This is a genomic window from Leucobacter viscericola, from assembly GCF_011299575.1.
In the GTDB taxonomy this organism is placed as follows: Bacteria; Actinomycetota; Actinomycetes; order Actinomycetales; family Microbacteriaceae; genus Leucobacter; species Leucobacter viscericola.
Map to the genome: position 1 here is coordinate 237,966 of NZ_CP049863.1, position 24,625 is coordinate 262,590.

At 61.9% G+C, this 24,625-nt stretch carries 23 protein-coding genes; 13 read left to right on the plus strand and 10 right to left on the minus strand.

Features of this window, described 5'->3' with window-relative positions:
* The first annotated feature begins 39 nt into the window (after positions 1-39).
* Positions 40-345 carry a hypothetical protein gene (locus tag G7068_RS01160; RefSeq protein ID WP_166287702.1) on the plus strand — a complete coding sequence of 102 codons (306 nt, stop codon included), beginning with the start codon at positions 40-42 and terminating at the stop codon, positions 343-345.
* On the opposite strand, the gene G7068_RS01165 is transcribed toward G7068_RS01160, so the two are convergent.
* Complete coding sequence (locus G7068_RS01165) at positions 325-1,581, minus strand: HAMP domain-containing sensor histidine kinase (RefSeq protein ID WP_166287705.1); 1,257 nt, start codon at positions 1,579-1,581, stop codon at positions 325-327. The genes G7068_RS01160 and G7068_RS01165 overlap by 21 nt on opposite strands.
* Positions 1,574-2,251: a response regulator transcription factor gene (locus G7068_RS01170; protein ID WP_166287707.1), complete on the minus strand. Its 678-nt coding sequence runs from the start codon at positions 2,249-2,251 to the stop codon at positions 1,574-1,576. Before G7068_RS01170 ends, G7068_RS01165 begins: the two co-directional genes overlap by 8 nt.
* Before the next feature lie 220 nt (positions 2,252-2,471).
* On the opposite strand from G7068_RS01170, the gene G7068_RS01175 reads away from it, so the two are divergent.
* The 7 genes from G7068_RS01175 to G7068_RS01205 all read left to right on the plus strand — a co-directional run bounded on the left by G7068_RS01175 (position 2,472) and on the right by G7068_RS01205 (position 9,364).
* Positions 2,472-2,912, plus strand: coding sequence for a hypothetical protein (locus G7068_RS01175; protein ID WP_166287710.1), 441 nt, complete (start codon positions 2,472-2,474; stop codon positions 2,910-2,912).
* 2 nt (positions 2,913-2,914) lie between these two features.
* Positions 2,915-4,027 (plus strand): peptidoglycan-binding protein, encoded by a 1,113-nt coding sequence (locus G7068_RS01180; RefSeq protein ID WP_166287713.1) that lies wholly within the window; start codon positions 2,915-2,917, stop codon positions 4,025-4,027.
* Positions 4,024-4,695 (plus strand): ABC transporter ATP-binding protein, encoded by a 672-nt coding sequence (locus G7068_RS01185; RefSeq protein ID WP_166287716.1) that lies wholly within the window; start codon positions 4,024-4,026, stop codon positions 4,693-4,695. Before G7068_RS01180 ends, G7068_RS01185 begins: the two co-directional genes overlap by 4 nt.
* A 110-nt stretch (positions 4,696-4,805) precedes the next feature.
* Complete coding sequence (locus G7068_RS01190; RefSeq protein WP_244304586.1) at positions 4,806-5,933, plus strand: ABC transporter permease; 1,128 nt, start codon at positions 4,806-4,808, stop codon at positions 5,931-5,933.
* A 175-nt stretch (positions 5,934-6,108) separates the two neighbouring features.
* The gene (locus G7068_RS01195) at positions 6,109-7,455 is read left to right on the plus strand and encodes a flavin-containing monooxygenase (RefSeq protein ID WP_166287722.1); all 1,347 of its coding nucleotides are present in this window, start codon (positions 6,109-6,111) and stop codon (positions 7,453-7,455) included.
* Positions 7,452-8,387: a bile acid:sodium symporter family protein gene (locus G7068_RS01200; RefSeq protein WP_166287725.1), complete on the plus strand. Its 936-nt coding sequence runs from the start codon at positions 7,452-7,454 to the stop codon at positions 8,385-8,387. Before G7068_RS01195 ends, G7068_RS01200 begins: the two co-directional genes overlap by 4 nt.
* On the plus strand, positions 8,384-9,364 hold the full coding sequence (locus tag G7068_RS01205) for an NAD-dependent epimerase/dehydratase family protein (RefSeq protein ID WP_205881323.1): 981 nt from the start codon (positions 8,384-8,386) through the stop codon (positions 9,362-9,364). The genes G7068_RS01200 and G7068_RS01205 overlap by 4 nt, the downstream gene beginning before the upstream one ends.
* 36 nt (positions 9,365-9,400) lie before the next feature.
* Here the strand turns inward: G7068_RS01205 and G7068_RS01210 are convergent, their stop codons facing one another.
* The 3 genes from G7068_RS01210 to G7068_RS01220 form a co-directional block, all read right to left on the minus strand.
* Positions 9,401-9,889 carry a hypothetical protein gene (locus G7068_RS01210; protein ID WP_166287728.1) on the minus strand — a complete coding sequence of 163 codons (489 nt, stop codon included), beginning with the start codon at positions 9,887-9,889 and terminating at the stop codon, positions 9,401-9,403.
* Between the two features lie 140 nt (positions 9,890-10,029).
* Complete coding sequence (locus G7068_RS01215; protein ID WP_166287731.1) at positions 10,030-11,571, minus strand: cryptochrome/photolyase family protein; 1,542 nt, start codon at positions 11,569-11,571, stop codon at positions 10,030-10,032.
* The gene (locus G7068_RS01220; protein WP_166287734.1) at positions 11,564-13,066 is read right to left on the minus strand and encodes an SDR family oxidoreductase; all 1,503 of its coding nucleotides are present in this window, start codon (positions 13,064-13,066) and stop codon (positions 11,564-11,566) included. Before G7068_RS01220 ends, G7068_RS01215 begins: the two co-directional genes overlap by 8 nt.
* Positions 13,067-13,211: 145 nt before the next feature.
* Here G7068_RS01220 and G7068_RS01225 point away from each other — a divergent pair, with 145 nt between their 5' ends.
* Entirely contained in the window at positions 13,212-13,559 is a 348-nt protein-coding gene (locus G7068_RS01225) for a VOC family protein (RefSeq protein WP_205881324.1), read from the plus strand.
* 10 nt (positions 13,560-13,569) lie between these two features.
* On the opposite strand, the gene zapE is transcribed toward G7068_RS01225, so the two are convergent.
* Entirely contained in the window at positions 13,570-14,652 is a 1,083-nt protein-coding gene (gene zapE, locus G7068_RS01230) for a cell division protein ZapE (protein ID WP_166287737.1), read from the minus strand.
* A gap of 54 nt (positions 14,653-14,706) precedes the next feature.
* The gene (locus tag G7068_RS01235) at positions 14,707-15,900 is read right to left on the minus strand and encodes an alpha/beta hydrolase family protein (protein ID WP_166287740.1); all 1,194 of its coding nucleotides are present in this window, start codon (positions 15,898-15,900) and stop codon (positions 14,707-14,709) included.
* Positions 15,901-15,980: 80 nt separating this feature from the next.
* On the opposite strand from G7068_RS01235, the gene G7068_RS01240 reads away from it, so the two are divergent.
* The 4 genes from G7068_RS01240 (at position 15,981) to G7068_RS01255 (ending at position 21,252) form a co-directional block, all read left to right on the plus strand.
* Positions 15,981-16,595 (plus strand): DUF3000 domain-containing protein, encoded by a 615-nt coding sequence (locus G7068_RS01240; protein ID WP_166292926.1) that lies wholly within the window; start codon positions 15,981-15,983, stop codon positions 16,593-16,595.
* Positions 16,596-16,600: 5 nt separating this feature from the next.
* Complete coding sequence (locus G7068_RS01245) at positions 16,601-17,788, plus strand: HRDC domain-containing protein (protein WP_166292927.1); 1,188 nt, start codon at positions 16,601-16,603, stop codon at positions 17,786-17,788.
* A 124-nt stretch (positions 17,789-17,912) separates the two neighbouring features.
* The gene (locus tag G7068_RS01250; RefSeq protein WP_425280505.1) at positions 17,913-19,106 is read left to right on the plus strand and encodes a thiolase family protein; all 1,194 of its coding nucleotides are present in this window, start codon (positions 17,913-17,915) and stop codon (positions 19,104-19,106) included.
* A gap of 7 nt (positions 19,107-19,113) precedes the next feature.
* Positions 19,114-21,252 carry a 3-hydroxyacyl-CoA dehydrogenase NAD-binding domain-containing protein gene (locus G7068_RS01255; protein WP_166287746.1) on the plus strand — a complete coding sequence of 713 codons (2,139 nt, stop codon included), beginning with the start codon at positions 19,114-19,116 and terminating at the stop codon, positions 21,250-21,252.
* A 112-nt stretch (positions 21,253-21,364) separates the two neighbouring features.
* On the opposite strand, the gene G7068_RS01260 is transcribed toward G7068_RS01255, so the two are convergent.
* From G7068_RS01260 to G7068_RS01270, 3 genes are all read right to left on the minus strand, one after another.
* The gene (locus G7068_RS01260; RefSeq protein WP_166287749.1) at positions 21,365-22,027 is read right to left on the minus strand and encodes a pentapeptide repeat-containing protein; all 663 of its coding nucleotides are present in this window, start codon (positions 22,025-22,027) and stop codon (positions 21,365-21,367) included.
* A gap of 4 nt (positions 22,028-22,031) precedes the next feature.
* Positions 22,032-23,945: a 1-deoxy-D-xylulose-5-phosphate synthase gene (dxs, locus tag G7068_RS01265; protein ID WP_166287752.1), complete on the minus strand. Its 1,914-nt coding sequence runs from the start codon at positions 23,943-23,945 to the stop codon at positions 22,032-22,034.
* Between the two features lie 112 nt (positions 23,946-24,057).
* Positions 24,058-24,540 carry a hypothetical protein gene (locus tag G7068_RS01270; protein WP_166287755.1) on the minus strand — a complete coding sequence of 161 codons (483 nt, stop codon included), beginning with the start codon at positions 24,538-24,540 and terminating at the stop codon, positions 24,058-24,060.
* Positions 24,541-24,625 lie beyond the last annotated feature (85 nt).

A 24,625-nucleotide genomic window follows, 5' to 3' on the forward strand; every position in this document is an offset into this window, starting at 1 on the left:
CCCTGGGTTATTCAGCAATATCACCTCTACTCTTGAAACATGAGCTGGGTTGAATCCTTTGAAATTTCCGCACCCTTTATTGACCTAAAGAATGATCCGGAGCGCGCGGCGATGCTTGCTAAGGAATTGTCAAAGGAGATAGTCGATACGCACCCTCTTGCCGGTCGATACTGGAAAGTGATCGCGGAAGTTGAACCTCAGGACGACGTGCTGGCAACGGCTGAAGATGAGACAGTGCTCGTTCATTTGACCTGGTCAAGGAAATCGGAAACTCCGCCGTGGCCGCTCCATCAGTTTCTTGGGAGTGCTGTTGAGCTACGCGACCTACTCGGGAGCCGGTACTGACTGCTCGGAAAGTGGCAACTCGACGCGGACCGCGAACCTGTCGGGTGCAGTTTTCTCGATGAGGAGAGTGCCGCCGTGGGCTTCGGCGATGGCGCTCGCGATCGCGAGCCCGAGCCCGCTGCCTCCCGCGCCGCGCACTCGGGCCTCAGCTCGTACAAAGGGTTCAAGCAGGCGCTCGCGTTCTGCGGTTGGTATCGGGTTGGCAACGTTCTTCACCCTCAGAATCGATACCTCACCTTTCGCAGACCAGTTGATCCACATATCGCCACCCGTTAGGCCGTGGCGCACTGCGTTCTGCAACAGATTGTCGAGTAGCTGTTCCACCAGTTGCCGATGGGCAGCGACCATGTGGTCCGACACGTCAACGTGAACCGCGATCCGAATTTCTGCTGCGCTTTCCCTGCATCGTGCAAGTGGATCGGCGAGCAATTGAGACGCATGTTGGTTGTGCAGATTGATGCCCTCGGTGTTCGCTGAGCCCTCTAAAGGCCCCTCGCCAACACCGCTCGCGACGCGCAGCCCCTGCGCTCGACCGAGTTCGAGGAGCGCTCCGACCATCGCGATGCTGCGCGCATTGACCTCGCGTAGTCGCTCGGCGACGGCACGATACTCCGTCTCAGAGGGTGCCGGCCCGTCGAGCAACATATCGAGCATCGCCTTCTCGGTTGCGAGCGGGGTGCGCAGCTCATGCGAGGCATTTGAGGTGAACAACCGCTGTGCCGTAAACGCTCGCTCGATCCGGGCAAGCATCTCGTCGAGCGTGTCAGATAGTTCGCGGAGTTCATCACGAGGGCCGGTCAAGCCGACCCTGCGGTCGAGCCTGTCGGGCGTTGCAGATCGCGCCGCTTCGTTGATCGTATGAAGTGGGGCCAGCAAACGGCCGGCAAGAAACCACGCGGCTACCGATCCGATTGCCACGATGAGAATGAGCGCAATGATCGACGACCACATGAGGGTGTTCAATACGTCGCTTGAGTTACGAATCTCGATGTTTGGTGCCATCGATGTTGTCATGCTGGTGCCGTCATTGAGATCTTGAAACGGGAGGCTATCTGGAGCGGTGGGTGCGGTCGAGGGATCCGCGCTCTGCGCAGGTGCTCCTGTGAGTGACCACACTGGGCCGAAACGCATGAAGACGTTCAGAAGAGTCACAATCAGTCCACCGCCAACCGCGAACAACAGGGCGAAACTTAGTGTGAGCCGCGCTCTGATCGTGAGCCTGAATCGCTTATGCATGGGGCATCTCGGGCGAACCGACGCGGTAGCCCGAGCCTGGCACAGTATGAATAAATGGTGGCTCACCGAGGCGCTTGCGCAGTGTCGACACGGTGACGCGAATTGCATTGCTGAAGGGGTCGGCATTCTCATCCCAGGCGCGCTGGAGTAGCTGTTCAGCACTCACTACCCCGCCGCTTGCTTCCATCAGTACTCGAAGCACAGCAAACTCTTTGCGGCTTAGCTTTACGTAGCGGCCTTTACGAAACACCTCGCGCCTAAACGGGTCAAGCGTCACACCGTGCGCTTCGAGTATGGGTGGGAGCGCAGGTGTGGTCCTTCGTTTGAGTGCGTTGAGGCGAGCAATGAGCTCTGGAAAATCGAATGGTTTTGCCAGATAGTCGTCAGCGCCTATCGAGAACCCATCGACTTTCTGCTGCATACCACCGGCGGCGGTGAGCATGAGTACCCGTGTTTCTGGTAGCTCTTGCGCGATCCACGCGCAGAGATCATCGCCGTGCATACCCGGAAGATCGCGATCGAGTATCACGATGTCGTACGAGGTGTGGCTCAGCGTTTCGTGCGCTGCCGTGCCGTCAAGTGCTACATCGGCCGCGATGGACTCTCGCCTGAGTACCGTCTGAATGGCCTCAGCGAGGTATCCCTCATCTTCAACTATCAATACACGCACGTGTTACCTCCGCCTTCAGTTAAGCACGGGAGGGGTTAAGAAAAGATCTGCGATTTCCCTAATGCTCCCGTGACCGCTGGTTCAGTGAAATGGGTTTTGGGCGAACCAACGCCCTCCACACACAGCAATCCCCAGAGGAGATAACCATGATGAAGCCACACCGTTCCCGCCGACTCGCAGCACTCTTGGTCGTGCCAACAATCGTGTTTGCGCTCGCGGCATGCTCAACCGCGGCCCCGAGAGTAAAAAGAATGAATCCACAAAAACCGACGAGGGAGATCTTCAAGCTTGGTCGATCAGTTACTCGGCCTGCATGCAAGAAGAAGGCATCAAATATCCCGACCCTCCCTCCGATCCTTCACAGGGAGCGGCGGCTCTGGACATCGAATCGTTGGGCGGCATGGATGCCTTTAGCGCCGCCGACGGCGTTTGCCGTGGCAAGCTCGGTGACCCACCGATGGCGAAGGGCCCGAAGCGCAACATGCCAAACGAGGAGGAGATGTTTAAGAACAATCTAGAACTCGCGAAGTGCCTACGAGAGCAGGGCGTCGACGTTGAAGACCCAACGCGAGGAAGCATGCTCGACCTGCCACAGGGCATCTCGCCTGACCTGTTCGAAAAGTGTGGATCGGGCTCGATCACCATGAGTACGGCAGAGTAGCGATGAGCGGCATTGTTGTGAGCGCGGACGCTCCCCAAAAGCGCGCTCGCCGGCGCTGGCTACTGGTGATCTCGGGCACGGCAATTGTGCTCGCCCTTGCAGGAGGAATGAGTTGGGTCACACTGTCAAGCGTGCCGGTCGAGGGCCGATCCGAGAAGATGCCCCAGAGGAACACCGTAAAGGTGATTCGCGGCGACCTGGTTGAGCAAACGCTCATCTCAGGAACGCTCAGTTACATCGGCGAACAAAAGATCGAGGGGCCGGCTGGCATCCTTACCTCTCACCCGGCCCCGGGCGCTATTGTGCACCAGGGTGAGACGCTATTTGCTGTCGACAATGTTCCCGTAATCCTCCTCATCGGTGAGTTGCCTCAGTGGCGTTCCTTTGCGATCGAGATGGAACCCGGCCCCGACGTGATTCAACTAGAAACTGCGCTGCGGGATCTCGGATTCTTCTGGTCGGAACCCGATGAATATTTTGATGCTGATACCCGCTACGGCATTCGACTCTGGCAGGAGGCGAATGATCGCGAAGTTACCGGAGAGATCGGGCTTGGTGAGGTTGTGTTCTCCCCCGGGCCACTACGAATTGCGAGCGTTTTACTGCCTTCGGGATCCGCCACCGGTCCCGGTGTCTCGGTCATAAGCGCAACCTCCATCCAAAAGGCCGTGTCGGTTGAGGTCAAACTGGCACAGCAACAGTTAGCTGTCCTCGATTCCAAGGTTGAAGTGGAGCTGCCGGGTGGTAAACGCACCGGTGGCACCGTGACCGCAGTGGATCCGCCGCGCGAGCAAGAAACAAACAATCCGAGTGACGGAGAAGCACCGACGATCATCCCAGTTTCAATCACGCTTGACCAGCCAGACGAGGCAGAAGGCTTCGATAAGGCTACTGTCCGCGTGTTCTTCACGAGCGAGACTAAACCCGATGTGCTCTCCGTGCCAGTGAGCGCTCTGCTCGCCCTTCGTGGCGGCGGTACCGGGGTAGAGATCGTGCGATCCAACGGAACAACCAAACAGGTGCCTGTTGAGACAGGACTGTTTGCCGGGGGCATGGTCGAAGTATCGGGTGACGAGATAGCGGAGGGCACCACAGTCGTGGTGCCGGAAGCATGATTGTGCTTGAAGGGGTGACCCGCAGTTACGGTTCACCCCCGACCCAGGCGCTTGGAGGTGTGAGCTTCCGGGTTGAACGCGGCGAGTTTGTTGGCATTGTCGGACCTTCTGGTTCCGGTAAGTCAACGCTCCTCAATATCCTTGGCACACTTGATCGCCCGACTTCTGGGAAGGTCTCGATCGCGTCTCAAGATGTTGGGTCGCTGAGTGACGATGATCTCTCGGGGCTTCGGGCGAACCGGATCGGCTTTGTGTTTCAGCAGTTTCATCTCAATGAGGGCAGGACTTCTCATGAGAATGTCGCGGATGGCCTGCTGTATCGGGGACTGCGCCGCGGAGAACGAATTGCGGCGGCGGCACGTGCGCTCGAACAGGTGGGGCTGGGACATCGGCTAAACCACAAGCCTCAACAGCTGTCGGGAGGGGAACGTCAGCGCGTGGCCATTGCACGCGCAACCGTGGGCAAGCCCGAGATATTGCTCGCTGACGAGCCCACGGGCAATCTCGACAGCGTTTCGGGCGCAGCAGTGATGCGAATTCTTCACGAACTTAACAGAGTGGGAACCACAATTGTCATGATCACTCACGACCGCGAACTCGCGGCATCTTTACCGCGTAGCGTGCAAGTGCGCGACGGCTTGCTTGTAGAAGCGGAGGCAAAGAAATGATCCGCAAACGAACCTCCTGGAGACCGGCGGCCTCGCGGCGGCGAAGCAGAATCCCCACGGAGCGCTCACGGCTCCGCAGCACCGACCTTGTTCGGTTAAGCATCGCTGGCATGCGGGCGCGGCCCGTGCGCGCGATTCTCTCGGCGCTGGGTATTGCGATTGGGATCGCGGCTATGGTCGCGGTTATTGGAATCTCTTCGTCGAGCCAGGCGAAACTGCAGCAACAACTTGACGCGCTTGGCACCAACCTGCTCACGATCGAGGGCGGACAAGACGCCTTTGGGCGGGATACTCCCCTCGTTGAGGATGCGGTTGGGCGCGCGCTTCGAATTGCGGGGGCGAGCAGCGCAACCGGCGTTGGGAACGTTCCTGGGGCCTTCATCTATCGCAATTCGTACATAAACCCAGCACAGACGGGTGGGCTCGAGGTGAAAGCCGCGGATAAGGATCTTCTGGACGTTACGGGCGCAAAGGTTCGAGCAGGAGCGTGGCTGAGCGCTGCGACAGACGAGTATCCGACCGTCGTTCTTGGAGCCAAGGCTGCAACTCGACTTGGTGTGGATACCCCCGGTACCCAGGTGTGGCTTGGTAATCAGTGGTTCACTGTTATCGGGATTCTTGAAGAGATTCCGCTTGCGCCCGAACTCGATACCTCCGCTCTCGTGGGCGCTGACGTTGCCGCTGAGCGACTCGCGTACGACAAGCAGCCAACGCGTGTTTATCTGAGATCGGCGGAGAACCAGGTGGCCGCTGTTCGAAAGCTTCTACCCGCAACGATCAATCCCAAGATGCCCGAGAGTGTTGCTGTGTCGCGACCTTCGGACGCGCTTGCCGCCAAAGATGCGGCAGATGATGCCTTCACGGGTTTGTTGCTCGGGCTTGGTTCGCTCGGGTTGCTCGTTGGTGGCATTGGAGTCGCAAACACGATGATCATCTCGGTTATGGAGCGGCGACGCGAGATCGGTTTGCGGCGGGCCTTGGGCGCGTTACGCAAACACATCAGGCAACAGTTTCTTGGTGAAGCCTTGCTGCTCTCGGCCATGGGAGGTCTGGCCGGAGTCGGGGTTGGTGCAATTGCAACTGCTGCGTTTGCGCTTGCAAACGGGTGGCCCATTGCAATTCCGCCGCTTGTACCAGCTGCTGCGGTTGGTGCGACACTCGCGGTCGGAACGGTTGCGGGTATCTATCCAGCTTGGCGTGCGGCACGTGTTTCGCCGACAGTGGCTCTGAGTGATTAGTTCCAGCCGCACGGGAACCAAAGTTGGCCGCGCATTGACCTCCCTTAACCTTCGTTGCAACGCGAGGCTCCTAACGCAGGTGGCCGCGGTATGGAGTGGCATCCACTATGTTGGTGTGATGCGCCCGTCAGCGGGCAGCGTCGAACACGGAAATCCGGCCACGAAGGAGTAGCCAATGCTAGCCCAGCCCAAACGATACGCACTGATCGGCGCGGGGCCGACCGGTCTCGCGGCAGCTCAGAAACTGCTCGCGAAGGGCGTCGAGTTTGTCGGGTTCGAATCGTCGAACGGCGTGGGCGGACTCTGGGACATCACGAACCCTCGCAGCACCGTCTACGAGTCAGCCCACCTCATCTCGTCGCGCAACACAACCGAGTTCGCAAACTTCCCGATGACCAAGGTGCGCGCGGACTACCCGAACCACCGCGAACTCAAAGAATACTTCGACGACTTTGCCGATGCCTTCGATCTCCGCGAGCACTTCCGCTTCAACACTACGGTCAACTCGGTAGAGCCCGAAGGCGACCGCTGGCAGGTCAACTACCAAGACGAGAGCGGCGAGCACGCAGACACGTTTGACGGAGTCATTCTCGCCTCGGGCACCCTCGCGCACCCCTCGATCCCGAAACTCAAGGGGGAGTTTGACGGCGAGCTGCTGCACACCGCCGACTACAAGCACCCGCGCGTGTTCGAGGGCAAACGCGTGCTGCTGATCGGCGCCGGCAACAGCGGTTGCGACATCGCGGTTGACGCGGTGCACTACGCGAAGTCGGTCGACATGAGCGTGCGCAGAGGCTACTACTTTGTGCCCAAATACATGTTCGGTAAACCGACCGACACCCTCACTCAGGGCAAGCCGCTCCCCCGTCCCATCAAGCAGGCCGTGGATTCCCGGTTGCTCAAAGCCTTCACCGGCAAACCTGAGCGCTTCGGTTTTCCGAAACCCAAGTACCGCATTTACGAGTCGCACCCGGTGGTCAACACCCTCATCTTGCACCACGCGGGTCAGGGCGACGTGAAGATCCGACCCGACATCACCCGCTTCGAGGGGCACACCGCAACCTTCGCTGACGGATCCCGAGCCGACTACGACCTCGTGATGCTCGCAACCGGTTACGTGCTCGACTACCCCTACATCGAAAAGAAGCACCTTAACTGGATCGGTGCCTGCCCCAAACTCTTTCTCAACATGTTTACCCCTAATTTCAACGGTATCTACGTGCTTGGCATGATCGAGGCCTCCGGCATCGGGTGGGAAGGCCGCGCCGAGCAGGCGGAGTTGCTCGCGAGCTATCTCGCGGGGGTCGACGCGCAAGACGGCACGGCCGAGGTGGTTCGGGATCGTGCAGCGGCACCCTGGCCCGACCTGACGGGCGGCTACCGCTACCTCGGGCTCGACCGCATGTCGTACTACGTCGACAAGCACACCTACCGCACCACCGTGAAGGCGCTGACCGCGGAACTCGCGAAGAAGCGCGCAGAGGCACCAGCACCGGCACGCACACTGGTGGAACAGTCATGAACATCGACGAGGCCGCGGTGAACTTCACCCCCGGATCGCTGATCGCACTCAGCGCCGTGCTCGCGTTTGTGATGTTCGGGATCGCCCTCGACACCAAACTCGAAGACTTTAGACGGGCGCTCCAAAACCCGAAGGCGATTATCGTTGCGATTGCGGCCCAGTTTTTGCTGCTGCCTGCGATCACGTTTGGACTCACCATCTTGCTGGGGCTATCGGCCTCGGTCTCGCTGGGCCTGATCCTGGTCGCCTGCTGCCCACCCGGCAACGTCTCACAGGTGCTGACCTATCGCGCCAAGGGCGACGTGGCGCTTTCGGTGTCAATGACCGCCATCTCAAACGTGATCGCAATCTTCGCGATGCCGGCGAACCTCGCGTTTTGGGGTGGGCTGCATCCAACCGCGCACGAGATACTGAAGTCGGTGCGCCTTGAGCCGCTGCAAATGCTGATCGAGATCGCCCTGATTATCGGTGCACCTTTTGCGCTCGGGCTCTTTATCGCCCACCGCTGGCCGCGGTTTGCAGCGAGGGTGCAGCCCTGGGCAAAGCGCCTCAGCCTGCTGGCTCTGCTCGGTTTTGTGCTGGCGGCCCTGCTGGGAAATCTGCAGTTGTTCATGACCTATGTTGGGCTGGTGCTTGTGGCGGTGTTCTTACACGAGGCAATTTCGCTCGCGCTCGGCTGGGGTATTGCCCGCGGCTTCGGGCTGCCTCCCAAAGCTCGACGTGCGATGGCGTTTGAGCTGGGCATTCGCAATGCTGGCCTGGGCCTCGGCCTGGTGTTCACGTTCTTCGGAGGGCTCGGTGGCATGGCGGTTGTGGCCGGCTGGTGGGGCATCTGGGACATCATCGCGGGGCTGATCCTCGCAACGTTCTGGGCGCGCTACAGCGCTCGATATGAGGCGCGCAAGGTTGCGCGAACGGAGGTGGCGGCGTGAACGCTGAGGCGGCAAAGACGGGTCGCCGCGTGCTCATTACCGGTGGTAACGGGTTTCTGGGGCGCTCCGTCATCGAGCAACTGTGTGGTGCGGGCAGGTTCGCTGGCGTTGAACACGTGGTGAGCGCAGATATTCGCCTGCCCGCCGACGGAGACCGGATCCCGAACGTGAGTTATGAACTCTGCGATGTGACGGACGCGGCCGCGCTGCCGCCGCTACTGCGCATGCACCGGATCACAACCGTGATCCACCTCGCCTCGATCGTCAATCCCGGCAAACAGACGACCGAGGCGCAGGAGTACGCGGTCGATGTCACCGGCAGCCGCAACACGATTGACGCCTGCCTCACAGAGGGAGTGCAGCGCATCATCGTGTCCTCGAGCGGCGCTGCCTACGGGTACCACGCCGACAACCCCGAGTGGCTCACTGAGTCGGACCCGCTGCGCGGCAACGACGAGTTTTCGTACAGCAAACACAAACGCCTTGTCGAAGAGATGCTGGCTGAGTGCGGTGAGCAGCACCCGGAGCTCGAGCAGAGCATCTTCAGGATCGGCACGATCCTCGGAGAGGGCTTGCAGAACCAGATCACCGCACTGTTCGATGCGAAGCGGGTGCTCGCGATTGCGGGCAGTGACTCCCCCTACGTGTTCATCTGGCACAGTGACGTGGCAGCGGTACTTGCTAAGGCCGTGACAAGCCCGGTTACCGGCATCTTCAACGTGGCGGGAACCGGCGCTCTCACGATCCAGAACATTGCCGCACGCATGGGCAAGCGCAATCTGACGCTGCCGGCCTGGCTGCTTTCAGCGGGACTCACGGTTGGCCACGCGTTGCGCCTGACCCCGCACACGGCGGCCCGCGTAAACTTCGTGCGCTATCGCCCGGTGCTGAGCAATGCGGCGCTCATAGAGCGCTTCGGATACACCCCGAGCAAAACCTCCGCCGAGGCCTTTGAAGCTTTCCGAGCGAGCCGCTAGGCAAACTTCGAGAGCCCCTCACGGGCCGAACCGGGCCTACTTTCGTGCCCCACGGTAAGAACGAAACGGGATCGGTCGGGTGAAGCGCCGCCACACGCCTCGGACAATGTAGAAGAACAGCACAGCGGACCCAGCCCAGTACGGTGGTGCCACGAGCCACAGCGGAGCGGTGCTGGATTCCCAGGAACGAGTCCTCGGAACTTGGACGTACGCGCTCAGGTCGTAGCCGTCAAAAAGCGCCATGGCCGGTGCCAGTGCAATCAGTAGACCGCAGAGCGCCATCATGCCCACGAGATACCAGAACAGGGCGGGCGAGTAGCGGTCGTCGGTGTACGTCGGTATGGTGCCGTCTTCAGAAACGAAGGCGTGCGGGAGCACGCTGGCGAGCACTGCCATCAGAGCGAGGAACGAGAACGGGAAGAACATCTCGCGCCCGTCGTAGTCGGCCTCCCCCGTCAGCATCGGAGAAATCAGGTACCACGAGAACAGAGCGCCGAGCAGCACGAACCCGCCAAGAACCCACAACGCAGCCCAGTTCCTCGGGCCAATACCAAACCCGACTTTGGCCTTGCCCCCTGGATGCTGGCTTTCATACTGGCGTTTGCTTCTGGCCAAGCCGCGTCTGCGCCGTGTGACAGACCGGCGCTTATTCTGCTTCCCCATGACTATTGGCTCCCTCGATACAACCCAACGGCCCGCATCTCGTCGTAGGCGGCAAGCGCGGCTACGCGCGTTTCGCGCAGATCAACAATCGGGGCGGGGTATGACCCGCCAAACAGCGTCTCGGCCCCGGGCGCACGCTTGCCCGCAGCGTCCCCCTCAAACTCGGGGACCCAGCGCTGAATATAGTGAGCCTCGGGGTCGAACTTCTTCGCCTGCGTCTCCGGATTGAACACTCGAAAGTACGGCGCTGCATCCACTCCGCTGCCAGCAACCCACTGCCAGTTTCCCGGGTTGCTCGCCTCGTCTGCATCAACGAGTGTGTCCCAGAACCAAGCTTCACCGATGCGCCAGTCAACCAAAAGGTTCTTGATCAAAAAGCTGGCCGCGACCATTCTGACCCGGTTGTGCATGATGCCCGTGTGCCACAGTTCGCGCATGCCCGCGTCAACAAGAGGCACTCCAGTTTGCCCCGTCTGCCAGGCTTTCAACTGGTGCGGATCCGTCTCTTTCCAGGGGAACGCGTCGAACTCGGGGCGCACGTTCTGGTCGCGAAGGTACGGCATGTAGAACAGGATGCTGGCATTGAACTCTCGCCACCCAATTTCGCTCAGGAACTTTGCCGCGTTATCGAGTGATTGCCCGGAGAGCTCAGTTCGCCTCGCCGAGTCCACCGCGTGCCACACCTGGAATGGGCTGATCTCGCCGAACCGCAGGTGCGGGCTGAGCATGGAGTTCACCGCTTCGGATGGTTCATCGCGGCGGTGGTACGAGGCCAGCCCGACCTCAAGAAACGCGCTCAAACGTGTCAGGGCGGCCTGCTCCCCCGGCTGCCAGGTCTCGCGCAGCCCCGAGGCCCAATCGGGATTTTGCGGCAGTAGGTTCCAAGACGACAGATCGTCGCTGGCAACGGCCGTAAGGGGCGTTGTGATCCGCTCTGGAGCGGGCAAGGGCGCGCGTGGCAGCGGCCTGCTCAGGCAGGCGCGCCAGTAGGGCGTGAAGACTCGAAAGGGAGTGCCCGATCCTGTGCTGACTGTCCAGGGCTCGTGAAGCAGGTTTGCCTGAAAGCTGTGCGCGTCGATTCCCGAGGTGCGCAGGCGCGACTTAATGACGCCGTCGACAGCGCGGGCGTTTGTGTACCGACGGTTCCAGTAGACCCCGGTGGCGTTCACCTCGTGTGCGAGCTCGGGAATCACTGACGCAGCGTTGCCGCGGCGCAAGACGAGCTCGCCCCCGATCGCGCGCAGGCTCGAGGCCAGTGCGGTGAGCGAGTGGTGCAGCCACCACCGCGAGGCGCCTCCCAATGGCCGAGGCGCGTTCGAGTTGGGCACGGACTGGCGTGCCTCTTCGGAGTTCTCTTCCTGTGAGGCTGACTGGAAGGGTAACGGATACTCCGCGGCATCGGGCTCTTCGAGTACATACACAACGACAACGGCGCCATGATCCCCCGCGGCCTCGATACCAGCAACGAGAGCGGGGTTGTCTTCGAGACGTAGATCGTTGCGTAGCCACACCAAGCTCACGGGTGAACTGTCGGGTTTACTCACCGTTTTTGGCTCCTGCGGCTTGAATGATTCGGTTTGCCATACCGCTAAAGATTATGCCGTGGAAGGGAAGAATGGAAAACCAGTAGAGCCGGCCAAACAGCCCGCGTGGAAAGAAGATGGCACGCTGTTGGTAACGACACCCCTGGCCATCATCACCGGGCTCGGCGCTCAGCTCAAGCCAGGCTCGCCCGGGCACCTTCATCTCCGCGCGGAGGCGCAGCAGGCGACCGCGTTCCAACCCCTCGACGCGCCAAAAGTCGAGCGCTTCGCCAACGAACAGGGTGTCGGGGTGTCGCCTGCCTCGCCGCAACCCGACCCCGCCGACGAACTTGTCCATCCAGCCCCGCAGTGCCCAAGCGAGCGGAAAGGAATACCAGCCGCGTTCCCCGCCAATCCCCTCAATAACGCGCCACAGCTGATCAACCGAGGCCTCGGACTCCCGGCTGCGCAGGTCGGTGTAGACGCTGTGCCCTGCCCAGTCGGGATCGCTGGGCAGAGGATCGCTGGGCGCTCCGGCGACGGACGCGTTTTGCCAGCTCGTCACGACCTGACCGTCACGCATCTTGCCGAGCGCGAGACGCACCGCCTGGCGGTAGCCGGTGCGTCCGCCTTCGGGTTCGGGAATGAGCGCATCGAGGTCTCGCTCTCGCACGACGCAGCTGTGCTGCAATGACTCAACGAGCGGGCCCGCCAGACTGTGCGGGATTGGTGTGACAAGGTTCACCCAGTGCGCGGCCAGTCGCGGCGTGAGCACCGGCAATGCAAGTATCAAGCGCTTGGGCAGCCCCGCTTCTGCGGCATAGCCGTTCATGGCGTCCGCGTAGCTCAGCACATCAGGGCCGCCGATGTCGAAGGTTCGGTTTGTGTGAGGATCAATGTCCAACACGTGTACGAGGTAGTAGAGCACATCACGAACCGCAATCGGTTGCACGCGGTTTCTTACCCACTTTGGTGCGGGCATCCACGGCAGAACCTCGGTCAGGTGCCGAATCATCTCAAACGACGCGGATCCTGAACCGATGACCACCCCCGCCTGCAGCACAACAGCCGGAATCGTCGACTCCAAGAGCACGTTTCCCACGGCCGTGCGCGAGCGAAGGTGCCGTGAGAGCGGCCCGTCGGGGTGCAGCCCGCTCAGATAGACGAGGCGCGCGACGCGGGCGGATTCCGCGGCCGTCACAAAGTTCGTCGCGCACTCCTGTTCGATGTCAGAGAAGGTCTTGCGGCTGGCGCCCGGACCCATCGAGTGCACAAGGTAGTAGGCGGCATCGACGCCCTCGAAGGCGGCGGCGAGAGTTGCCGGATGGAGCAGGTCCCCTTCGAATACCTCGACGTCAGAAACCCAGGGAATGTCGCGTAGGCGGTTCGGATCACGCACGAGCACTCGCACGCTGTGGCCAGCCTCAATCAGCAACGGAACCAAACGCCCGCCAATGTATCCACCCGCACCCGTCACCAGGATCTTGAACGGGTTTTCATCATGCAGCTCTGACATGTTCGCAGTGTAGAACCGAAAACGCGCCGAGATAAGGGGTTGCGGTCGGCCGCGCTGGGTTGGATCGCAATAACCCCTAGCGCGGCAGGCACAGAAGTGTGACGATAGGTGACGCAACCGCAATCAGCTGAGCAAAGGAGCCACCGTGATTGGAAGTTTGTACGCCGTCGTTCTCGACTGCCCCGATCCTGCAGCACTCGCCGAGTTTTATCGCAGTTTTTTGGGCGGGCGAATCGAGCAAGACGATGAGTGGGTGGATTTGATCCTGCCAGGAAACGGTGCGCGACTCAGCTTCCAGCCCTCACCGGGCTTCGTGCCACCTCGCTGGCCGAGCGATGACGGTGACCAGCAGTCACACCTCGACATCTCGGTGGGAGACATCGAAGAGGCGCACGACAGAATCGTCGCCTTTGGTGCCCGTTTTATCGAGGCTCACGAGGGCTTCCGCGTGTACCTTGACCCCGCGGGTCATCCGTTCTGCACGGTGAAATAGCTGTCGTGGGTTAGAGGCTGCGCTCGCCCGCGGTCAGCGCGTTGAGGCGCGACATGCAGCGCTGGTACTTCTTGCGATAGCCGCCGTCGAGCATGCCACCGCCGAAGATGTCGGTCAGCGGAATGCCGGTCGCGCGGATCGGGATCTGTGCGTCATAGACGCGGTCAATGAACGCAACGACGCGCAGCGCGGCCGACTGATCCGTCAGCTCGTGCACGCCACGCAGCCCAATCGCCTGGATGCCACCGAGCATGCCGACGTAGCTCGACGGGTGAACGGTCGCGAGGTGAGCAACAAAGGCGTCGAAGTCATCGTCGGTCATGCGCTCACCAGCGGCCGCTGAATCAGCGAGCGCAAAGAGGTAGGCATCGTCCGAGAGCGTCACGGCGTCACCCTCGATGTCGCGCTGGCGATAGTCGGTGCCGTCGATACGGATTGTTGTGAACCGCGCAGACATCGCCTGGATCTCTCGCATGAAGTCAGACGCCGCAAACCGACCCTCACCGAGGGCGTTCGGTGGCGTGTTTGAGGTCGCGACGATTTTTGAACCCGATTCAGTGAGGTCCTTGATCATGCGGGTCATGAGCATGGTGTCGCCCGGATCATCGAGCTCAAACTCGTCAATGCAGATGAGGCGAGCGCCCTGCAGCACACCGATGGCGCCGTTGTAACCCAGTGCACCAACGAGCGCGGTGTACTCAATGAAGGTGCCAAAATACTTGCGCCCCGCGGTTGCGTGCCACGTTGCCGCGAGCAAGTGAGTCTTGCCAACTCCAAAACCACCGTCGAGGTACACGCCGGGCTTGGTGGGTGCCGCCGTTGCGGGCGCGGCCTGCTTCTTGCGACCGAAACCGAACAGGCCACCACGGGCCACGGGCGCCTCGGGCTCAGCAAAGGCACGAAGCACGTCCCGAGCCTCAGCCTGCGAGGGGTACTCGGCATCCGGGCGATACGAATCAAAAGTCGCGTGGTCGAACTGTGGCGGTGGCACAAGCGTCGCCACCAGTTCGGCGCCGGAAATGCTCGGACTGCGATCGACAAGGCGGGCAGAGCTTCGCTGGGCTGTTTCGGGGAGCTGAGTCTCGGAGGGCATCGGAGCTAGTGTAGCCGGATGCCGGTGCAAGCTGCCTCAGTGTTACCTTCTTGCTTACTCACCACGCCATGGTGGGCGGGGCAACGATCGGGCAAACTGCTCCGTTACGCGCTCCCACGGTTCCGAATCAACGTTCCACAGCTTCACGTGCTCGCCCTCTTCTTGCAGTCGCAGCTGCACAAGATCGGGTCGTGCGGCGGCCAGTCGCTGCGCGCTCTCGCACGGCACAAACGTGTCGCCCTTGCTCGCGTGAATGAGCACGGGAACCGTCAGCTGACGCGCAAACGACTCGGGAGTGAGCTTTGCGAACGCGATGCCTTCGGGTTCGCCGCCGCGCACAACACCCGCGTCGAGCAGCCGGATTCCGATGTCAGCGATCGCTTTTGGAGCGTAAAACAAGCTTGCCTGGTACCGCAGCAGTGTGGTCCAATCGACCGCCGGTGATTCGAGGATCAGTCCGTCAATCACACCGCTGTGTTCGCCGCTGGTCGCCGACACCAGGCTCGCCGTGCCGCCCATCGACCAGCCGAACAATGTGACGCGCGCGGCGCCTCGGCGCAGCGCCTCAGCAATTGCGGCATCGACGTCGCGACTCTCGGCGATCCCAATCCCGTAGCGACCGTTCTCCCCCGCGGGCGCGCCCGGATCGTTGCGATAGCTAATGACGAGGTTCGTGATCCCCGCCCGGGCGAGCGGCGCAACCCCACGAAGAGTTTCCTCTGGCAGGGCGCCCCTGCCGTGAACGTGCACCGCCCAGCGCTTCTTCTTCGCGCGGCGGGGGTGGATCAGCCAAGCGTCAGCGTCGCCGAGTTCCGTTGGGTACGTGATGTGCTCAACACGGAACCCGAGTTCCTCTGGTGAGGTGAACCACCAGCCACCGATGCGCCCCCGGGCTCCAACGGTCAGCGATCCTCGATCCACCTGCAAGACCTCACGCACAACCCTGCCGCCCCGCGCCTCGAGTACCGGGCCGAGACGCGCGTGACCCGCATCATTGTCGAAGCGGAACGAGTAGCGCCCCGGCAGATCCGCGTCCTGCCCCAGCAGCCACACGTACTGCCGAGACTCCGACTGTTTCATCTGATCCACGATGATCGGCATGCTTGCGTCTCTCGGCACCACGGCCTTGCGGGCCAGGGTCACGCCCGCCGCGACCGCTCCCGCAACGCCGATGGCAGCTGCGCCCCCGGCGATGGCCGCACCGCGGCCCCACCACTCTCTCCAGGCGCTCTTCTCGGCTTCTGCCATGATGTACCTCCCTTGAGATCGGCGCTTACCGGCGTGGCAACCGCAACTCACTTACAGCAAACTCTAGTCTTCCCTGTGTGATGGCAACGATCGCGGGGCAACCGTTAGAGTTCACCGCCGCCGCCGATCAAATTCGCGGGGCAACACTGCGGCGCGAACTCAAGATGCGCGAGATACCCGCCCCCGAGCGCATCGCACCGTATTCCATCGCCCTTGCGGCGGGTGTTGCGCGCGGCGCCGAAGACGACACCGCGGACGACGTGATCGACTCGGCCTACGGGGCTGGCAGGATCATCCTGATGTACGACCCCGAATCTTCCGAGGAGTGGGGCGGTCCGTTCAGGATCGTGTGTTTCGCGCAGGCCCCACTTGAGGTTGAGATCGGCGTGGATCCCTTCATCTCTGACGTCGCCTGGTCTTGGTTGGTCGATGCGCTCGACTCACGCGGTGCCAACTACACCTACCTGTCGGGCACAGCGACCAAAACCCTTTCGAGTGGCTTCGGATCGCTTGAGGCGCAGGGTGACGCCGCGCAGATTGAGCTGCGTGCCTCCTGGACCCCGACCGGAGATAACTTCGCCGTGCACGCTGAGGCATGGTCTGAGTTACTGTGTTTGCTCGCGGGACTGCCGCATCAAGAGGGCGTCGAATCGCTCACCGCTAGACGCACACGACAGGGGCTTACGGGCGCATGAGCGACATGGTTGAGCAGTCAGAGCTCGAGACCTCGTGGTCAATGGTTACGGACGATGCCGGAGTGCAAAAGGCGGCCGCTCTGTTGGCCGCGGGCAACGGTCCGGTAGGAGTAGACGCCGAGCGCGCCTCGGGGTTCACCTACGGCTCCGAGGCCTATCTCGTTCAGGTGTTTCGGCGAGGATCCGGCACGTTTCTGTTTGATCCGGTTGGCATCGAAAACTTCGCGCCCCTCGCGGAGGCTATCGAGGGCGAGGAGTGGATCTTTCACGCCGCCTCACAAGACATCCCCTGTCTCGACGAGATCGGTCTGCATCCGCCGCGCATCTTTGACACGGAGCTCGCCGCGAGACTGCTCGGCTATGAGCGCGTCGGGCTCGGCGCCGTGGTTGAGCAGCTGCTGGGCGTAAAACTCGAGAAGGCGCACTCGGCCGCTGACTGGTCGCAGCGCCCGCTTCCCGAGCCGTGGCTGGAGTATGCGGCGCTCGACGTTGCACTGCTGCCGGATTTGCGCGATGCGGTGGCCAAAGACCTCGCCGAACAGGGCAAAGAAGACTACGCCTCTGCCGAGTTTGAGGCGGTGCGCAACAAGCCAGAGAAACCGAAGAACCCCGAGCCGTGGCGCAACCTGTCGAACGGGCAGTCGCTGCGCTCCCCGCGTGCGTTGGCGCTTGCGCGTGAGCTGTGGTTGGCGCGCGACGAACTCGCTCGCTCTCAAGACATTGCCCCCGGTCGATTGGTTCCGGACCGCTCGATCGTCGCCGCGGCAGCGGCAAACCCGCGTTCCAAGGGTGACCTTGCCAAGCTGTCAACGTTTCGCGGTCGTGCGAGCCGCACAGAGATCGACCGTTGGTGGCAGGCCATTTTGCGTGGCAAGACCACTGAAGACCTGCCCGGCCCTCGCCCTCGCGATCCCGGTGCGATCCCGCACCACCGCGGCTGGTCGCAGCGCTACCCTGAGGCAGCTGCCCGCCTTGCCGCCGCACGCGCGGGAGTCGAGGCTGAGGCGGAGCGGCAGAATATGCCGGCCGAGAACCTGATTACTCCCGATTTTGTGCGCAAGCTGGCCTGGAATCCGCCGGAGGATCTCTCCCCCGAGAGCATCGCACTGCGTCTCAAAGAGGTTGGCGCGCGCGACTGGCAGGCTGCACTAACTGCACCAATTCTTGCCGCCGCTTTTGTAGAGAGCGTATAAAGGTCTTCGGTCTCTGACGCGATCTCGCGTTGATTCTGCACGTGCTCACCCGACGGTGAGACTCCGTCCCTAGGATGGGGGGTAGAAGTATGACAACACACCTGATGGAGGCGAAGTGGCCGCAATGAGAGAAGTTGTGTTCGTAGACGGGGTTCGTACCCCGTTCGGACGCGCTGGCGAAAAGGGTATGTACGCGGGAACGCGCGCCGACGATCTGGCGGTGAAGGCTCTGCAGGGGCTGATTGAGCGCAATCCTGATCTGCCGCTTGATCGCATCGATGACGTGGGAATCGCGGCAACAACGCAGCAGGGTGATCAGGGGCTGACCCTTGGCCGCACCGTTTCAATGCTCGCTGGGCTTCCCGTGACCGTGCCGGGCTACGCGCTCGATCGCATGTGCGCGGGTGCGCTGACCGTGGCGTCGATGATGGGCGGTGCCATTGGTGCCGGCCAGTACGACCTCGCGATCGCAGGCGGAGTTGAGCACATGGGGCGTCACCCCATTGGGCTCGATGCGGATCCGAACCCCCGCTTCGTGGCAGAGAAGTTGGTCAGTCCCGATGCGCTCAACATGGGCAATACTGCCGAACGCCTGCACGACCGCTTTCCTGAGCTGACGAAGGAGCGTGCTGATCGCTTTGGCATGCTCAGTCAGCAGAAGGTGCAGGCAGCCTACGATCGCGGCGATATTCAGCCTGATCTTGTGCCGGTTGCCCTGCGCTCTGCCGCTGGTTGGGGACTCGCCACCGAAGATGAGGGCCGTCGCCCCGAAACAACGATGGAGGGCCTTGCAACGCTGAAGACCCCGTTCCGCCCGCACGGTCGTGTGACCGCGGGTAACGCCTCACCGCTCACCGATGGGGCTACGGTTTCCTTGCTCGCCGGTGGCGACACCGCGCGCGAGCTCGGGCTGAAAGCCAAGATGCGCATGGTCGGTTTTGCCTACGCCGGAGTAGAGCCCGAGGTCATGGGCATTGGACCCGTGCCCTCCACAGAGAAGGCGCTGCGTCGCGCGGGCCTGACCATCGACGACATTGGTCTCTTCGAGCTAAACGAGGCATTCTCGGTTCAGGTGCTCTCGTTTACTGATCACTTCGGGATCGCCGACGAAGATCCTCGCGTCAATCCCTGGGGCGGAGCTATTGCCATCGGACACCCGCTCGCAGCGAGCGGCGTTCGCCTGATGATTCAGCTCGCACGCCAGTTCGAGCAGCGTCCTGATGTTCGCTACGGCATCACCGCAATGTGCGTTGGGCTTGGCCAGGGCGGCACCATGATCTGGGAAAACCCCCACTTCGACGGCAAGAAGAGGAAGTAACTTCAAGATGACCGACTACACCAAGATCGATTTTGCGCCGCTGCTCGCGGCATCTGCCGACGAGGTTGTCACCGAGTCGTTCGTGCGCGATGTTGCGCTGCCATCGGGTGGCACTCTCGCACTCATCACCCTCGACAACGGGCGCGACTACACTCGCCCCAACACGCTCGGCCCGCGCACGCTTGACGCGCTGGGCAAGGTGCTGGACGAGCAGAAGGCTCGCGCTGCTGCGGGCGAGATTAAGGCCGTTGCCGTCACCGGCAAGCAGTTCATCTTTGCTGCCGGTGCTGACCTCTCGAAGGTTTCGACGCTCGCCACCCCCGCGAACGCGCGCCTCATGGCGCAGTTCGGGCACCACATCCTGGGCAAGTTCAGCTCGCTCGGTGTGCCGTCCTTTGCCTTCGTGAATGGCCTCGCGCTCGGCGGTGCGATGGAGATTGCCCTGAACTGCGACTACCGCACGCTCGACTCATCGACCGCGGCGCTCGCGTTCCCCGAGGTGTTCCTCGGGATCATCCCGGGCTGGGGTGGCGCAACGATTGTTCCGAACCTCATCGGCATCGAAAAGGCGCTCGAGATTATCGTCTCGAACCCGCTGAAGAACAACCGCATGCTGAAGCCCGCACAGGCACTGGAAATGGGGCTGTTCGACACCATGTTTGGTGCCGCGAGCTTCTTGGAGCGTTCCGTGGTCTGGGCCGACGGAGTGCTGACGGGTGCAACCAAGGTTGAGCGCCCCAATGAGCCGGGCAAGCTTGAGCGCCTTACCAAGTGGCCCGCCGCGATTAAGATCGCGCGCGACACGCTCAAGGCGCGTATTGGCACGGCCGCAAAGTCGCCCTATGTTGCGCTTGACCTGCTGAACGCGGCAAAAGATAACGACCGCGTGCGCGGGTTTGAGCGCGAAGACGATGCGCTCACTGAGCTCATCTCGGGTGATCAGTTCGCCGCCTCGATCTACGCCTTCGATCTCGTGCAGAAGCGTGCAAAGCGCCCGGCGGGTGCTCCCGACCGTTCACTCGCGCAGCCCGTGAAAAAGGTCGGCGTCATTGGTGCAGGCCTCATGGCGAGCCAGTTTGCGTTGCTCTTCGCTCGCAAACTGCGGGTTCCAGTGCTCATTACCGACCTCGACCAGTCGCGCGTCGACAAGGGCCTCGACTACATTCGCGGTGAGGTCGACAAGATGCAGGAGAAGGGGCGCCTGTCGCGCGACGACGCAAACCAGATCAAGGCGCTCGTGAGTGGAACCACCGACAAGAAGCTCTACGCCGACTGTGACTGGGTCATCGAGGCTGTCTTTGAAGAACTGGGTGTCAAGCAGCAGGTCTTTGCCGAGATCGAGCCGATCATCTCGGAGACCGCTGTTCTCGCCACCAACACCTCGTCGCTCTCGGTCGAAGAGATCGGCGCGAACCTGAAGAACCCGGAGCGTCTCGTTGGCTTCCACTTCTTCAACCCGGTCGCGGTGATGCCGCTGATCGAGGTCGTGAAGGTCGACACCACGAGCGACGAGACACTCGCCACGGCCATGACGGTTGCAAAGAAGCTCGGCAAGAGCGCTGTGATTACGGCGGATCGCCCCGGCTTCGTTGTGAACCGTCTGCTCGCAAAGGTGATGGGTGAGGCAGCCCGTGCACTCGACGAGGGCACACCAATGCCCGTTGTTGAGCGGGCGCTCGCACCGATCGGTTTGCCGATGGGGCCGTTTGAGCTCATCGACCTGGTCGGTTGGAAGGTTGCCGCACACGTGCAAGACACGATGGTGGCCGCGTTCCCCGAGCGCTTCTACGCTTCGCCAAATCTGCACGCTCTTGCGGAGGTCACCGAGCCTCTCGCGAAGACGAAGCTCGGCAAGGTTGAAGACCTGTCGAAGGCCGGCAAAAAAGCCGTCAAGCTGGGCAAGACCGCGGTTTCTGAAGAAGAGATTCTGCGCCGGGTCGAAGACGAGCTTGCTGGCGAGATCAAGATCATGCTCGACGAGGGTGTGGTCGCAGCGGCTGAGGACATCGACCTCTGCCTGATCCTGGGTGCGGGCTGGCCGTTCCAGGCCGGCGGTGCGACACCCTATCTCGATCGGGTTGGGGCGAGCGAACGGGTCTTCGGAGCCGCTTTCCACGACCCAAGGATTGCGGGCCGCAGCGAGTAGCTGCTCCCTACCGCCCAACACCGAGCCTGCGTTTCAGCGCCGAGCCTGCGTCCTCTGACCGCAGTCTCAGCACTGAAACGCAGGCTCGATGCGTTGAGGGGCGAATCTGAGTCTAATCCTCGACGAGAATGCCGAGGTGCTCAGCGAAGACGCGGGTGAGCGACGCCGCCTGCGAAGAACTGAGAGTTGCCCCGCGCAGCGACGCGGCATCGCTGAGGGTGCCGATTTCAAGGCCGCGCAGGTCGACGTGCTCAAGTTTGGCCCCGGAAAGATGGATCACATCAGCCCGGCAGTTCTCGAACGAAACGCGCTTGAGACGGGCATCGACGAGATCGAGCTCGCTGATCACGCAGTCTCGAAAGACCACGTTCGAAAGGTCACTCGCGCGAAGATTCACCCAGCCGAGCTTGCAGTGTGCAAAGAGCGCCTGCTGCAGCACGGCATCGTACATTTCAGCCGCACCGAGGCGCGAGTGTGTAATCTCGACCTCTCGCAGTTGCACACGCGGTGCCGGAAACACGGGCGCGTTCAGTTGCTCGACGCGTGTCTCAAGCAGACGTGCCCCTCGCAGCGAAGAGTTGTTAGCGGATAGCCCGATTAGCTCGCACTCTGAAAACGTGACCCCCGAGAGATCCCGCTCCGAGACATCTGCATCCGCAAACCGGGTGAGTTCGTAACTGCCACGTATGGTCAGTAGCTCGGGATCCCCCGCCTCCAGCTCTGGCAGAAAGAGCGGGGAAAGCGTTGGGAAATCGGTCTTGCGTGACCTGGCCACAGGTTTACTCCGGCCGCGCGATCGGGATCCGCGTGCCGCGCACCTGCTCAATCACGTCGGCGGCGATCTGCTCCGCCGTCAGACCGGCGTCGAGGAGAAGTTCTTCGCGAGTTGCGTGCTCCAGGAACTCGTCGGGAGTGCCAAGCTCGCTGACGGCGGTATCGACTCCAGCGTCGCGCATGGCCTGGCGGATGCGTGTGCCAACTCCCCCGACCCGAATGCCGTCTTCGATGCTGATGAGCAGTCGGTGATCCCGAGCGATCTCTACGACCGAGGTTGCAACGGGAACCACCCAGCGAGGATCAATAACCGTTGAGGTGATCCCCTGCTCCGCAAGAATATCCGCGGCATCAAGGGCGACGCGCGACATCGGACCAACGGCAACAAACAGCACATCTGCGGTACCGCCGGCCTTCGCGCCCTCACGAAGAACGTCTACGCCGTCTTCTGTGCGGCGCAGCGCTGGGATCTCCGGGCCGATGGAGCCCTTCGGGTACCGAAGTACGGTGGGGCCATCGTTGATCTGTGTGGCCTCAGCGAGCAGCTCTCGAAGGGTCGGCTCGTCGCGGGGCGCAGAGATTCGGATTCCCGGCACAACCTGCAGGGTGGCGAGATCCCAGACACCATTGTGGCTCGCGCCGTCGGGGCCCGTGATGCCTGACCGGTCGAGCACAAAGGTGACACCCGCCCGATGCAGCGCCACATCCATGAGGAGCTGGTCGAAGGCGCGGTTCATGAAGGTCGCGTACATGGCGACGACCGGGTGCAGCCCGCCGTAAGCAAGGCCGGCAGCGCTCGTGACCGCGTGCTGCTCGGCAATGCCGACGTCGTAGACGCGCTCCGGGAATCGCTTGGCCATGGCGTCGAGGCCGGTCGGGGCAAGCATGGCGGCCGTAATCGCGACGATACGCTCGTCTTCTTCGGCGAGTTCGACGATGCGTTCGCTAAACACCGAGGTCCAGCTCGGCCCCGAAGAGTGCTTGACCGGCACGCCGCTGTCGGGATCAATCTGCCCAATCGCGTGGAACTGATCGGCCTCGTCGTTCTCTGCCAGCGCGTACCCGCGACCCTTTTCGGTAATCACGTGCACGAGCGCCGGGCGACCGTAGTCTTTTGCCTGGTGCATCGCCAGCTCGAGTGCTTCAAGATCGTGGCCGTCAACGGGACCCACGTACTTGATGTCGAGATTGGCGTAAAGATCCTGGTTGCCGGAGGCGCGGCTCACAAAGCCGCGCATCGCGCCGCGAGTGGCGCGATAGACAATACGACCGGGGCTGCCGAAGCGGCCGAAGAGGCGCTCGCTCCCCTCCTGCAGATCGCGGTAACCGCCCGTGACCCGCACGGAGTTCAAGAAACGCGCCATGCCGCCGATGGTGGGAGCGTAAGAACGGCCATTGTCATTCATGATGATGACGAGATTGCGGTCGTTGTCGTCGGTGATGTTGTTGAGGGCTTCCCAGGTCATGCCGCCCGTGAGGGCACCATCGCCGACCACCGCGACCACGTGGCGATCCTGCTGGCCCGTGCGCGAAAAGGCGCGGGAGATGCCGTCGGCCCAGCTCAGGGAGCTTGAGGCGTGTGAGCTCTCAACGATGTCGTGCTCAGACTCGGCGCGCTGCGGGTAGCCGGCTAGCCCTCCGCGCTGGCGCAGGCCCGAAAAGTCGCGCCGCCCGGTGAGGATCTTGTGTACGTAGCTCTGGTGCCCGGTATCAAAGACGATGGGATCACGAGGCGACTCGAACACGCGGTGCATGGCGATGGTCAGCTCAACGACACCCAGGTTGGGGCCCAGGTGGCCGCCGGTCTTCGCAACCTCGGCGATAAGAAACTCGCGGATCTCGGCTGCGAGGGCGCGACACTCTTCGGGGCTCAAACCGTCGAGGTCACGAGGTCCCTCAATTCGCTCCAGGATCGACACCCGTTACCATTCCTTCCCCATCCCCTGCAGTGGCAGAGGACACCCCACAATCTTAGCCCCGGGCACTGGACGAACCTGCATTGGCGAGATTTCGCCAAGATCTCCCAGTGCCTCAAATATCTACGATGTGCAGCCGTTGGGTGTAACCCCAGCTCAGCTGACGGGGGAAGTTCGCAGGATCCGTGAGTTCCTCCGCTTTGGCAACTACATGACCCTGTTCAAACGACACCGGGTATTCCGCTTGATCAAAGATGCGACGCGCGGCCGCCAGGCTTGCTTCATAACTATTCGCGTCGCAGCGGTAGGCAAGGGTTACGATGTCGTACTGGTCGGTGGGGTGGGTGCATAAGTCGAGTGCGACAAGGCTTTCTGCAGAAGCGCTCTTGCATAGATAGACGTCACCCGTACCAGCGTCGCCAGGGTCGCCAAAGTGCTCTCGCGCAAAAGTGTTGACGTCCCAATCAAGCCCGAGAGCCTTGCAGAGCTTTGCGAGTTCGGGTTGGGCACCGAGAAGCCGGTCCTCATCGTGGCTCCAAAGAGCCAGATCAGACAGCGAGACGCGCATGATTGTCCACGACGGGTAAAAGGTACGCACGAAGCAAGTATCGATCGCAGGTCAGTAAAACTCAACGACTGCGACGGCAAGCCTTCAATCAATTGGAACTCTCTCGCAAGGGCGT